General features: G+C 69.7%; 9 protein-coding genes. 4 read left to right on the top strand and 5 right to left on the bottom strand.

What is annotated here, in order from left to right; genetic code table 11:
• Positions 1-32 precede the first annotated feature (32 nt).
• Positions 33-1,934, top strand: a complete 1,902-nt coding sequence (ligA, locus tag CK500_RS07050; RefSeq protein ID WP_095636537.1) for an ATP-dependent DNA ligase LigA — start codon at positions 33-35, stop codon at positions 1,932-1,934.
• A gap of 121 nt (positions 1,935-2,055) precedes the next feature.
• Complete coding sequence (locus CK500_RS07045) at positions 2,056-2,790, top strand: MBL fold metallo-hydrolase (RefSeq protein WP_095636536.1); 735 nt, start codon at positions 2,056-2,058, stop codon at positions 2,788-2,790.
• 38 nt (positions 2,791-2,828) lie between these two features.
• Here the strand turns inward: CK500_RS07045 and CK500_RS07040 are convergent, their stop codons facing one another.
• From CK500_RS07040 to CK500_RS07020, 5 genes are all read right to left on the bottom strand, one after another.
• On the bottom strand, positions 2,829-3,842 hold the full coding sequence (locus tag CK500_RS07040) for an ABC transporter permease (RefSeq protein WP_095636535.1): 1,014 nt from the start codon (positions 3,840-3,842) through the stop codon (positions 2,829-2,831).
• Positions 3,839-4,915 (bottom strand): ABC transporter permease, encoded by a 1,077-nt coding sequence (locus CK500_RS07035; RefSeq protein WP_095636729.1) that lies wholly within the window; start codon positions 4,913-4,915, stop codon positions 3,839-3,841. Before CK500_RS07035 ends, CK500_RS07040 begins: the two co-directional genes overlap by 4 nt.
• Before the next feature lie 53 nt (positions 4,916-4,968).
• The gene (locus tag CK500_RS07030; protein WP_095636534.1) at positions 4,969-6,561 is read right to left on the bottom strand and encodes an ABC transporter ATP-binding protein; all 1,593 of its coding nucleotides are present in this window, start codon (positions 6,559-6,561) and stop codon (positions 4,969-4,971) included.
• 51 nt (positions 6,562-6,612) lie between these two features.
• The gene (locus CK500_RS07025; protein ID WP_095636533.1) at positions 6,613-7,719 is read right to left on the bottom strand and encodes a BMP family lipoprotein; all 1,107 of its coding nucleotides are present in this window, start codon (positions 7,717-7,719) and stop codon (positions 6,613-6,615) included.
• A gap of 270 nt (positions 7,720-7,989) precedes the next feature.
• Complete coding sequence (locus CK500_RS07020; protein WP_095636532.1) at positions 7,990-9,198, bottom strand: PGF-CTERM-anchored ABC transporter substrate-binding protein; 1,209 nt, start codon at positions 9,196-9,198, stop codon at positions 7,990-7,992.
• A 62-nt stretch (positions 9,199-9,260) separates the two neighbouring features.
• Between CK500_RS07020 and btuC the strand changes: the two genes are divergently transcribed.
• Together btuC and CK500_RS07010 are read left to right on the top strand one after the other, a co-directional pair.
• Complete coding sequence (gene btuC, locus CK500_RS07015; RefSeq protein ID WP_095636531.1) at positions 9,261-10,403, top strand: vitamin B12 ABC transporter permease BtuC; 1,143 nt, start codon at positions 9,261-9,263, stop codon at positions 10,401-10,403.
• A complete protein-coding gene (locus tag CK500_RS07010; RefSeq protein ID WP_095636530.1) occupies positions 10,400-11,701 on the top strand; it encodes an ATP-binding cassette domain-containing protein in 1,302 nt (433 codons plus the stop codon). Before btuC ends, CK500_RS07010 begins: the two co-directional genes overlap by 4 nt.
• Positions 11,702-12,366: the final 665 nt, after the last annotated feature.

The following is a 12,366-nucleotide window of genomic DNA, read 5'->3' as shown; positions in this document are numbered from 1 at the left end:
GCGCTTTTGCCGAGCGATCGCCGACTCCGCGCATGGAGTTCGCAGCGCTCGCCGACCGGGCGGAGGGGCTGGCCGCCGAGCCGGCCGACATCGAGACGACCCTGCTCGTCGCCGACCTGCTCGCGGCGGCCGGAGGGGACGCCGGGGACGGCGACGGAGACGCCGAGGGCGGCCACGGAGACGGAGAGAACGACGGCAGAGACGCCGAGGGCGACGATCTCGTGACGGTCACCCGGTTCCTGCTCGGGCGCGTCTTCCCCGCCCACGACACCCGGACGCTCGACGTGGGGCCCGCCCTCTGTCGCGAGGCGATCGCCCGCGCTGCCGGCCCGAACGTGACGGCCGACGACGTGGAGGAGCGGCTGGCCGAGGCGGGCGAGATCGGCGCGGTCGCCGCCGGCTTCGAGTTCGGCGGCCAGCGCGGCCTCGCGGCCTTCGGCGAGGGCCGCGACCGGCTCACCGTCCCGGCGGTCGACGCGGAGCTGCGCGAGCTGGCGGCCGCCGCCGGCGACGGCAGCGAGTCCCGAAAGCGCGACGCGCTGTTCGGGTTGTTCAACCGATGCGACCCGGCCGAGGCGAAGCTCCTCGCCCGGCTCGTGCTCGGCGAGATGCGGCTCGGTGTCGGCGAAGGAGCCGTCCGCGACGCGATCGCGGAGGCCTTCCTCGCGGACAGTGGCGATGGCGACGATAAGGAGGTCGACGCCGACGACAGCGACGGCGAGGACCCGACCCTCCGCGCCGGCGACGAGGCGGTCGCGGCGGTCGAGCGCGCGCTGCAGGTGACAAACGACTACGGCCGCGTCGCGGCCCTCGCCCGCGACGAGGGGCTCGCCGGACTGCGCGCCGAGGGGCTGGAAGTGGGGCGGCCGGTGCAGGCGATGCTCGCGCAGGCCGGGACGGCGACCGACGCGGTCGAGGCGTTCGGCGAGGTCGCCGTCGAGACCAAGTTCGACGGGGCGCGGGTGCAGGTCCACTACGTGCCGGCGTCGGGCGGCGACGGCGGCGAGGGTGGCGGCAGCGAGAGCTGTGACGGCGAGGGCGACACCGAGAGCGACGACGCCAGACTCGGCCCGCGGATCTACTCGCGCAACATGGACGACGTGACCGACGCGCTCCCGGAGGTCGTCGAGTACGTCGAATCCCGCGTCTCGGTCCCGGTCATCCTCGACGGCGAGGTCGTCGCGGTCGACGACGACGGCGACCCCCTCCCGTTCCAGGAGGTGCTGCGTCGCTTCCGGCGGAAACACGACGTGGACCGGATGCGCGAGGAGGTCGGACTGCGGCTCCACGCCTTCGACTGCCTCCACGCGGACGGCGCGGACCTGCTCGACGAGCCGCTCCGCGCCCGTCACGAGCGGCTCGTCGAGGTCCTGCCGGACGCGGCCGCGAGCGTCGAGTACGCGGACGACCCCGCGGCGATCGAGGCGGCGGAGGCGGCCGCGCTCGACGCGGGCCATGAGGGCGTGATGCTGAAGAACCCCGCGGCCGCCTACACCCCGGGCGACCGGGGCCGGGACTGGCTCAAGCGCAAGCCCGACGTGGAGACGCTCGACGCCGTCGTCGTCGGCGCGGAGTGGGGCGAGGGGCGCCGCGCGGAGCTGTTCGGGACGTTCCTGCTCGGCGTGCGGACCGGCGGCGACGGCGACGAGTTCGCCACGATCGGCAAGGTCGCGACCGGGCTCACCGACGAGGAGCTCGCCGACCTCACCGAGCGCCTGGAGCCCCACGTGGTGAGCGAGGACGGGACCGAGATCGCGATCCGGCCCGAAGTCGTCCTCGAAGTCGGGTACGAGGAGATCCAGACTTCCCCGACCTACTCGTCCGGCTACGCCCTCCGGTTCCCGCGGTTCGTCGGCGTGCGCGACGACAAGGCGGTCGCCGACGCCGACTCGCTGGAGCGCGTCGCGCGGCTCGCCGGTGACGGGACGGAGTGATGGGGGAGGCGACGAGGCATGGGGAGACAACGGAGCGGAGTGGGGAGGAGGCGACGAGGCATGAGGAGACGACGCGGACCCGATAGCCACCCTCAAGGCGCCCCCGACCGGAGCCACGCGTATGACGGTTCGCTACGACGGCTTCTCGGTGGAGTGGCTCGGCTACGCGACGGCGCGACTGGAGCCGGAGGGCGGCCCCGTCGCCTACACGGATCCGGGGCGGTACGGGGTCCTCGACGACTACTGGGCCCGCGACGGGGACCTCGTGGTCGTCACCCACGACCACCACTACGACCCGGAGGGGATCCGGTCGGTCGCGCGCGAGGACGCGACGCTCGTGATCTACGAGGCGGTCGACCCCGCCGGGATCGACCGCGACGTGGAGTCGATCGAGTCGCTCGCGGACGACTACGACGTGGTCCGCGTCGACGACGAGGGGCGCGTGGACGTGGCGACCCCCGCCGGCGAGGTCGCCGTCTGGTCGGTCGCCGCGCACAACGACCCCGAGGGGCCAAACGCCGGGCCGGACGGCTCGGTGACGCACCCGCCGGGGCTCGGCTGCGGGTTCCTGCTCGGGCTCGGCGACCGCACCGTCTTCTGGCCCGGCGACTCAGACGCGCTCGACGGGTTCGCGGAGCTCGACGTCTCGATCTTCCTCGCGAACATCGGCGGCGGGGGGATCGTCTCCGACCGCCACGCCGCCGCGGAGCTGGCGGAGGCGATGGAGCCGGAGCTCGTCGTCCCGATCCACTACGACACCTTCGAGCAGCTGGAGGCCGACGGCGAGGCGTTCGCGGGCGACGTGGCCGCGCGCTCGATCCCGGTCGCGCTGGACGCGCGCTCAGCGAATCAGTAGCGCGACGGCACCGCGGTCGAAAGGGGTGAGTCCCCGGTTCACTCCTCCGTCTCGTACGGCTCGCCGACCATCGACGGAACGCGCGTCTTCCCCCACGCCGTGAGCACCAGCAGCACCGCGGCGTACGGGAGCAGGTTGACGAGGCGCGCAGGGACGTCGATTCCGACGGTCTGGAACTGGACGTTCAGCATGTCTAACGCCCCGAACAACAGCGCCGCGCCCGCCGCGCCGACCGGGTTGTAGTTGCCAAACAGGTACGCGACGATCGCGATCCATCCGCGGCCGTCGACCATCGTCTGCCCGGTCCCGACGAAGTTCCCGGCGTGTGCGAGCAGCACGGCGCCGCCGAGGCCCGCCATCGCGCCGGAGAAGATCACCGTCGCGTAGCGGACGCGGTTGACGTCGACACCGGCAGTGTCGAGCGCCTCCGGGTTCTCGCCGGCGGCCTGTACCCAGTAGCCGTACCGGGTCCGGTAGAGGACGACCCAGCCGGCCGCGACGAGGAGCGCCGCGAGGAACACCAGCGGCGACTGACCGAACGCGACCGCGTCGACGCTCGCGAGGCCGGGACTCGATCGGCTCCCCCAGACCAGTGCCGCGGTGAAGGGGGCGAACCCGAGCCCGACGAACCACACCGCCAGCCCGGCCACGATCTGGTCGGCCTTGAACCGGATGAGTAGCACGGCGAAGAGGACCGTCAGGACCGCCGTGACCAGCACCGAAACGACGATCGCGATCCAGATGTGTGCCTGCGTCGGCGAGGTGCCGCCGAGCGCGAACATCGTCCCGGCCGCGGTGAACGCGCCGACGATCATGAACCCCTCAAGCCCGATGTTGAACACGCCGCTCTTCTCGGCGTAGAGCCCGCCGACCGCCGCGAGTGCGATCGGCGTCGCCATCTCCAGCGACCGGGTGACGAACCCCGGCGTGAGGATCCGGTCGATCCCGCCGCCGGTCGGGGCGGCCACTAACACGCCGGCGAACACCGCGATCAACAGCCCGAAGCCGCCGAGGCGCAGGCGGGACGACCGCGTCCCGCCGAGGAGGCTCATTCGCCCTCACCTCCGAGCCCCGTACGGGCGGCGATCATCCGGAAGAGCTCCGGCGCGGCGACGAAGAGGACGACCAGCCCGACGATCCCGTCGATCAGCTGGACGGGAACGTCGCTGTTGATCTGTACGTGCGAGCTCGCCGACTCGAGCCCCCCGAACAGCAGCCCAGCCGGAAGGACTCCGAGCGGGTTGTTGGCGGCCAGCAGGCTCACGGCGATGGCGTCGAACCCGTAGTTGCCGATGCCGGACGGGTCGGTGTAGTAGCCCTGAATCATGATCACGAACAGCGCTCCGGTCAGTCCGGCGATCATGCCGGACAGGGTCATCGTCGCGATGATCATCCGCTTCGCGTCGACGCCCGAGTACGTCGCGGCGGCGTCCTGGTACCCGCTCGTCACCATGTCGTAGCCGAAGCGGGTCCGGGCCATCAGCGCGGCGACGAGGACGACGACAGCGACCATGACGAGGAGGCCGACGACGGACAGGTTCGGGTCGTCGAACACCACCCGCGGCAGCCCCACGTTGTCCGGGAGCCGCCGGGTCCGCGTCGCCGTCGCCTCGGGGTCGCCGAACGGGCCCGCGACGAGCCAGCCCACGAACCCGGTGGCGATGAAGTTCAGCATGATCGTCGTGATGATCTCGTTGGCGTCCCCGTACGCCTTCATGACGCCGGGGAGCGCCCCGTACAGCCCGCCGGCGACCACGCCCGCGAGGCTCCCGACGAGCATCAGCGTCACCCCGCCGAGCGTCCCGCCGGGAACGAAGTTCGCCAGCCAGACGATCGCGACGACGGTCGTGAACCCGCCGACGACGAACTGCCCCTGCACTCCGATGTTGAACACGCCAGCGCGGAACGCCACCGCGACGGCGACGCCCGTGAGCACGAACAGCGTCGTGCTCCGGAGCGTGCGAGCGATCGCCCGCTCGCTCCCGAACGCCCCCGCGATCAACTGCCCGGCGAATCGGATCGGGTCGTAGCCGGCGACCGCCGCGATGATGAGTCCGATGCACAGCGCCGCCGTCGTCGACGCGATCCCGATCCCGATCCGTTCGAGCACGCTCGCTCGGAGCAGACGATCGGCGGCCGCTTCGAGCGCCTCGCGCGGGCGCCCGCCGTCCGCGCCGCTCACGCCGTGACACCTCCGTCGGCGTCGGAATCGGTACCATCGTCGGAACCGTCGTCGCTTCCGCGGTCGGTGAGCGACTGCCCGGCCATCAGGAGCCCGAGATCGGACTCGGTAACTGCGTCCGGGTCGACGACGTCGATGAACTCGCCCTCGTACATCACGGCGATGCGGTCGGCGAGCTTCTGGATCTCTTCAAGCTTGGAGGAGACAACGAGGATACCGATACCACCGTCCCGAAGTTCCATTAGTCGCTCGTGAATGAACTCGATCGAGCCGATGTCGACCCCTCGGGTGGGGTGAGAGGCGACGAGCACGTCGGGATCGTGGCCGATCTCCCGGCCGACGATGAACTTCTGTTGGTTCCCTCCGGAGAGCGACCGCGCCTCTGCGTCCGGATTCGGCGGCTGAACGTCGTACTCCTCGATGACGCTCTCGGCGTGGTCTCCGACTGCGTCCCAGTCAATGAACCCGCCCTCGGCGTAGGGGGCGATCGTCTGGTTGCCGAGGAGCGCGTTCCGTCGGAGGCTGTACTCTTGAACCAGCCCCTCGGTCTGTCTGTCCTCCGGGACGTACGCGATCCCGGCTTCGATGCGGGCGCGCCGGCTGCGGTCCGTAATGTCGGTCCCCCGCAGTCTGACGGTCCCCGAGTCGGGGGTGCGAAGGCCCGTGATCCCCTCGATGAGCTCGGTCTGTCCGTTCCCCTGGACGCCGGCGACACCGAGGATCTCGCCCTCACGAAGCGTGAGATCGATCCCCGAGACCTGTTCTCGGCCGCGGTTCCCCGTCACTCGGAGCTCATCGGCTTCGAGGACAGGAGCGCCAGGATCGTCCTCGCGATCGAGCCGATCGAAGAGCACCTCGCGGCCGACCATCATCCGCGCTAGGTCCTGTTCGGTCGCGTTCGTAGCGGAAACGGTTCCGACCGCCTCACCGTCTCTGAGGACCGTGATATCGTCTGCTATCTCGAGCGCCTCGTCGAGTTTGTGCGAGATGAAGATGAGTGATCGACCGTCCTCGCGGAGGTCGTTCATCACCGCCATCAGGCTGTCGACCTCTTGCGGCGTGAGGACTGCCGTCGGCTCGTCGAGGATCAGTATCTCGGCGCCGCGATACAGGCTCTTGACGATCTCGACCCGCTGTTGGGTCCCTAAGTCGAGGTCCTCGACAGGAGTGTCGAGATGGTCGTCGACGTCGAACCCGTACCGCGCGCAGATCGCCTCGACATCTGCCCGAGCGTCGCCCTCGTCGACCAGCCCGTTCGCGGTCGGCTCGTGGCCGAGAACGATGTTCTGGAGCACGGTCATCGGCTTGACGAGCTGGAAGTGCTGGTGGATCATCCCGATCCCGGCGTCCATCGCGTCCCGCGGGGACTCGAATGTCCGCTCCTCGCCGCCGATCCGAATCGTCCCCTCGTCCTGGTCGTAGAGCCCGTACAGGACGCTCATCAGCGTGGTCTTACCGGAACCGTTCTCGCCGAGGAGCGCGTGGATCGAGCCGGACTCCAGCGTGAAGTCGACGGCGTCGTTCGCGACCACGTCCCCGAAGCGCTTGGTTATCCCGTCGAGACGGACCGCAGGTGCGTTTCGCGTCATCGTGTTCTCATGGTGGGTGATATAAATCTCAACGGAGCGCCGCGGCGGCGCTCAGCAGCTGGTCGGCCCGCAGGTCAGGTCGATCTCTCCGTTCTCGAAGCCGGTCTTCGCGTCCTCGATGTTTTGGGTGAGCGCGTCGGGGAGCTCGCCTTCGAAGGCCTGTCCGACGACGAAGTCGATACTCCCCTGCGCGATGCTGAGGTTCTGCTCGCCGACGTACTCGGAGAAGTCGCCCTCGACAACCGCGCCGGCGACGGTGTAGGTCGCCTCGTTGAGCGCCTTCACGGCCGACCCGAGGATCACGTCCTGATACTGGTCTTCGGTCACTGACTGGTCGACGTCGACGCCGAGCGCGAAACGCCCGTTGTCCTGCGCCGCAGAGAAGACGCCGCCGCCGGCCGCGGACGCCGCGTGCCAGACGATGTCGGCCCCGTCGTCGATCTGCGACTCGGCCACGTCGTTGGCGGCACCGGTGTCCGAGAAGCTCCCGCCGTAGCCGGTGAGCACCTCAATACCGTCGTTAACCCACTCAACGCCCTCAATGTACGACTGCTCGAAGGCGTTGATGAGCGGGATGTCCTCGCCGCCGACAAACCCGACGGTCGTCCCGTCGGGGTCGGTGGAGCTTCCCTCGTACTCGAAGTCCTGCTGGGTCATCACGCCCGCCGCGACGCCGGCGAGGAACGACATCTCGTTGTTCATCTCGATCCAGCCGGAGACGTTGTCGGCCCCCTCGATGACGTTGTTGATGAGCATCCAGTTCTGGTCCGGATACTCGCTCGCGTTCGTCGACAGCGGGTCCGTGTGGTTGTCGCCCACACAGACGATGAGGTCGTAGTCGCTCTCTGCGGTGTCGGCCTGTATCGACTCGTACTGTGCCTCCTCGGTCGCCTCGACGGTCGTGTATGTCAGGTCGTAGTCGTTCGACGCCTCTTCGAGCCCCTGCACCGCGTTGTCGTTAAACGCGTTGTCGTCGAAGCCGGCCGGACTGGAGATGATCGCCACTTCGGTTCCGGCTCCGCCGTCGCCGCCGTCGTCACCGTTCCCGCCGAGACAACCGGCCAAGACGGTTCCCGTTGCGAGCGCGCCGCCCGAAGCGAGCACCGCGCGCCGATTGAACGTCTCCGCCTCGTCGATCAGTTTGCCGTCTTCTGTCATGGATGTGTCTAATCCTCATCAATCATTCAATATAAATACAGGTGCCACCCGATTTCGGTGTCGAGTGAATATCCCCCGTAATGAGAGTAGTTTTGATATATTTCACCCAATATTTGTGAATGTAATATTGAAAGAGAAATAAAGCGGGAGATTCGTCGGCGGCGGATCAGGACCGGCGTCACTGGGAGTCGTGTCCACAGCGTGGGCGGCCGCTAGTAGGTTCGGTAGCCGTGGCTCCGGAGAGGGGCCGGAGATGGGGGTCGCCGGGTGTCAGCGCCGCCGCGCGATCAGCGCCGCCGCGAGCGCCGCGATCAGGGCGGTCACGACGCCGAATCCGGGTGCCTGACTCTCCGAGCCGTCATCACCGTCGCTCGTCCCATCGTCGCCGTCGCTCGTTCCGTCTTCACCGTCGCTCGTCCCGTCTTCACCGTCGCTCGTCCCGTCTTCACCGTCGCTCGTTCCATCGCCGCCATCGCTCGTTCCGTCTTCACCGTCACTCGTCCCGTCCTCGCCGTCCGCGGTCTCACCGTCTTCCGCTTGGAGGTCCGCGACCGCGGTTGAGAGCGTCTCGGTCGACTCGATGACGCTTCGCGGGGCCGGCTGGTTGAGGTAGTTCACGTCCATCACCACGTAGTTCCCCTCGGTCCCCGCGGTCGTGCTGGCGTACGGCTCCTCGTCGAGGATCCGCGCCTCGGGGTCGGTCACGAGGATGAGTTCGGGATCGGTCTGGAGGATCACCTCGTTCGAGAGCTGCGGGTAGCCGTCGCCCTCCGCGGCGGCGACGTTGTCGGTCCCGCCGACCCGCATGATCTCGTCGATGAACGTGTTGTTCGCGGCCACGTACCCGTCGCCGAGCGGGTAGAGCGCGGCCGGGCGGTCCACGTCGGCGGTACGGTCTTCAGCCTCCTCGACGGCGTCGTACATCTCCTCGTTGGTCGCGGCGGCCGCCTCGCAGTTCCCGACGAGGCGACCGATCGTCTCCGTCTTCTCGGCGATGTCGTCGACGGAGGTCGCCGCCGGGAAGTGGTAGACCGTGAGCCCCTGCTCGCGGAGCGGCTCGACGTCTGACGCGGAGGCGTTCGGCGCCAACACGAGGTCGGGTTCGGTGTCGACGACGCGCTCGACGCTCGCGCCGAACGAGGCGGAGACGTTCGCCTTCTCCGTGGCGCCGTCGAGGTAGAAGGCGTACTGGGTCACGCCGACGACCCGGTCCTCGGCGCCGAGCTCCCAGAGGGTCTGGGCGGCCGAGGGGTTGATCGTCGTGATCCGCTCGGGCCGCTCGTCGAGCGTAATCGTCGTCCCCGTGGCGTCCGTCAGCTCGACGGGGAAGTCGCACGCGTCGTCCGTCTGGTGGACGCTCGGCCCGTCGGTCGGGGACTCGATCGTCGTCGGCTGTGCGCCCGCGGCCGGGCCCGCGACGCCGCCCACGAGGGCGGTCGTCACGAGCAGGGCCATCGCGATGACGTACCTGTCTCGCATCGCATCGACGACGGCGCTCGTCCAATAAGTACTTACCTACTACAAGTTTTGTTGGAGAACGAATGAGTGCGTGGACGCGCTCGACGAAGTGGTCCGCGGCGTTAGCGGCGACGCTTGGCCTCACGGTGGTCGTGAGCGCCGCGATCGGCCCCGTCCGCATCCCGCCCGCGGAGGTGGTGAAGGCGGTGTTGAACGCGCTGGTCGTCCCGGCCGGGATCGAGACGACCTCGCAGGGGGTCGGGCCGCTCACGCTGCCCGGCGTCGACCTCGCGTACCGGTCCCCGTTCGCGTTCCCCGTCGATCGCGTGCACCAGCAGATCGTCGTCGGCGTTCGGCTCCCGCGGATCCTCATGGCCGCGCTCGTGGGGTTCGCGCTCGCGGCCGCCGGCACGGTGATGCAGGGGTTCTTCCGCAACCCGATGGCGGACCCCTCGATCATCGGCGTCTCCTCGGGCGCGGCCGTCGGCGCGGTCGCGTTCATCGTCTTCCCCGTCGCGCTGTCGGCGACGCTGACGCTCCCCCTCGTCGGCGCCGTCGACGTTGGGATCTCGTACGGCGCGGGCGTCAGCCTCTTCGCGTTCGTCGGATCGCTCGCCGCCGCCTTCGGCGTGTACGCCATCGCGACCCGACACGGGCGGACGCCGGTCGCGACCCTGCTGCTGGCCGGCGTCGCCGTCCAGACGTTCCTCGGCGCGGTCATCTCGTACCTCCAGCTCCAGGCCGGCGAGTCGCTCCGCCGGATCGTCGCGTGGCTGATGGGCCACCTGTCGGGGGCCGCGTGGAGCGACGTGGCGGTCACCGCGGTCGTGGTCCCGCCGCTGTTCGGCGTCCTCCTGGTGTACGCGCGCGACCTCAACGTCATGCTGCTCGGCGAGGAGGAGGCTCAGGGGCTCGGTATCGCGGTCGAGCGTACGAAGCGGATCCTGTTGGCCGCCTCGGCGCTGATCACGGCCGCGGGCGTCGCCTTCGCGGGGATCATCGGCTTCGTCGGCCTGATCGTCCCGCACATGCTCCGGCTGGTCGTCGGACCCGACCACCGCGTCCTCCTCCCGAGCGCCGCGCTCGCCGGCGGGTCGTTCCTCGTCGCCGCCGACACGCTTGCGCGGGCCGGGAGCACGGAGCTCCCCGTGGGGGTCGTCACCGCCGCCGTCGGCGCGCCCTTCTTCGTCTACCTGCTCGTGACCCGGGAGGTGGACGAGCTGTGACCGCCGGATCGCCCGTCGTCGGAAGCCCGGAGTCCCCCGACGCCGACGACCCCGAAACCCCCCCGATCGAGGTCCGCGACCTCGTGGTCTCCTTCGGCGACGTCCCGGTCGTCTCGGGGGTCGACCTCCGGGTCGAGCGCGGCTCGCTCGTGGGGCTCGTCGGCCCCAACGGCGCGGGGAAGACGACCGTCCTCCGGGCGATCAAGGGAACGCTCTCGCCCGACGCCGGGGCGGTCCGGCTCGACGGCGACGACGCCGACTCGCTGTCCGCGCGCGAGGCGGGCCGACGGGTCGCCAGCGTCCCGCAGGAGACGAGCCTCGCGTTCGACTTCCGGGTGCGGCAGGTCGTCGAGATGGGCCGGACGCCGCACCTCGGTCGGTTCGACGGCCACGGGCCCGACGACGAGCGCGCGGTCCGAGAGGCCATGGACGCAGCCGGGGTCGCGCGCTTCGCCGACCGGGCGATCACGGAGGTCTCCGGCGGCGAGCGCCAGCGCGTCCTGCTGGCGCGAGCGCTGGCGCAGGCGACCCCGTCGCTGCTGCTCGACGAGCCGACGGCGAGCCTCGACGTGAACCACGCGGTCCGGACCCTCGAACTCGTCAGGGACCTCGTCGACGACGGGCGGGCCGCGCTCGCGGCGATCCACGACCTTGACGTGGCCGCGCGGTACTGCGACGAGATCGTCGTCCTCGCGGACGGCGGCGTCCGGGCCGCCGGCCCCCCTGCGGAGGTGCTGACGGCGGACGCGCTCCGGGACGCGTTCGACGCCGAGGCGTTCGTCGGCGAGAGCCCGGCGACGGGGACGCCGACGGTCACCGCGTTCGACGCGACCGACGGGGGCGAGGCGAACAACGGAGCAGAGCCAGACGACGAGACCGACCCGCGCCGCGTCCACGTCGTCGGGCGAGGGCGACCGGCGGGACGGGCCGTCGCGCGGGTGGCCGCCGCGGGCCACGCCGTCTCCGTCGGCGTCGTCCCCGAGGGCGACGCGGTCGCGGGCGTCGCCGCCGACGCGGACGCGACGGCCGTGACGGCGCCCCCGTTCGCAGCGGTCCCCGACGAGCGCCGGGCGGAGGCGGTTGCGCTCGCGCGGGAGGCCGACGTGACGGTCGCGGTCGGGGAGGTCGGACGGGTGGAACCGAGAACAGCGACCGGCGGCGAGACGGAAGCGAACGCGGCGGTGCTGGCGGCCAGCGACCGGGTCGCGCGCATCGGCGGCGACGGCGACCGGTTCGGCGACGACGAGCTGCTCGACGCGGTCCGCGAGACCGACGGACCCGACACCTCGGACCGGTAAAATCGGCCTGAACGGCTCGATCGCTATCGGCCTCAGAACAACTATTCAGCGACCTTTTAGTTCGAAACACCGGTCGACGGAAATTCCTCTTGATGGATACCGGGAGTGAGTATTGCAGATCGGCGATGGCAAGATAGTATTTAAATCACGGTGAGGGGCAGCGACGAGCACTTATAAAGAACGATGTGGTCGGCGCGTGCCTGCGAGCGGTCGTCCTCGGCGACCGCGAGACAGCACACGCGAGGGAGTCGCTGGCGGCGGTAGCCGCCAGCGACGAGGCTGGGGAGGCGTGAGGTGCGGGTGCGGTGCTGTCGGGGAGGACTCAAAGGGGCAGCCGTGAGACAGCCAGAGACGACGCAAGCACCGCAACGAGTGAGCGGAGCGAACGAGTGAGGAGCACAGCGAGTGTCTGGCTGTCTCACGGCTGGGGCTTTGCAGGTCTTCGCCGTTAATCCGACAGCAGCCGTTTATAACCGAGCGGCTGGGGCTTTGCAGGTCTTCACCACAGACACGTCGATCACGGATAAACAGCCGCTAGCGACACCACAATCCGACTTATAAACAACCGACCCACCGCAATGATTCACCTACTCCCGCGATCTATCGCCACCGTGCCTGTAGTGACTGCACGGGATCGGAAGGCAGCATCTGCTCAGGGGGTTGAC

This window comes from Halorubrum salipaludis, assembly GCF_002286985.1.
Lineage (GTDB): Archaea > Halobacteriota > Halobacteria > Halobacteriales > Haloferacaceae > Halorubrum > Halorubrum salipaludis.
The sequence above is the reverse complement of the archived record's forward strand: the minus strand, read 5'-3'. Positions and strand labels throughout refer to the sequence as shown.

Bases quoted from the DNA above. Each gene is read 5' to 3' on its own strand.
- CK500_RS07025 (WP_095636533.1), bottom strand. From the start codon at position 7,719: ATGACAGAAGACGGCAAACTGATCGACGAGGCGGAGACGTTCAATCGG.
- CK500_RS07030 (WP_095636534.1), bottom strand. From the start codon at position 6,561: ATGACGCGAAACGCACCTGCGGTCCGTCTCGACGGGATAACCAAGCGC.
- btuC (WP_095636531.1), top strand. From the start codon at position 9,261: ATGAGTGCGTGGACGCGCTCGACGAAGTGGTCCGCGGCGTTAGCGGCG.
- ligA (WP_095636537.1), top strand. From the start codon at position 33: ATGGAGTTCGCAGCGCTCGCCGACCGGGCGGAGGGGCTGGCCGCCGAG.
- CK500_RS07020 (WP_095636532.1), bottom strand. From the start codon at position 9,198: ATGCGAGACAGGTACGTCATCGCGATGGCCCTGCTCGTGACGACCGCC.
- CK500_RS07040 (WP_095636535.1), bottom strand. From the start codon at position 3,842: ATGAGCCTCCTCGGCGGGACGCGGTCGTCCCGCCTGCGCCTCGGCGGC.
- CK500_RS07045 (WP_095636536.1), top strand. From the start codon at position 2,056: ATGACGGTTCGCTACGACGGCTTCTCGGTGGAGTGGCTCGGCTACGCG.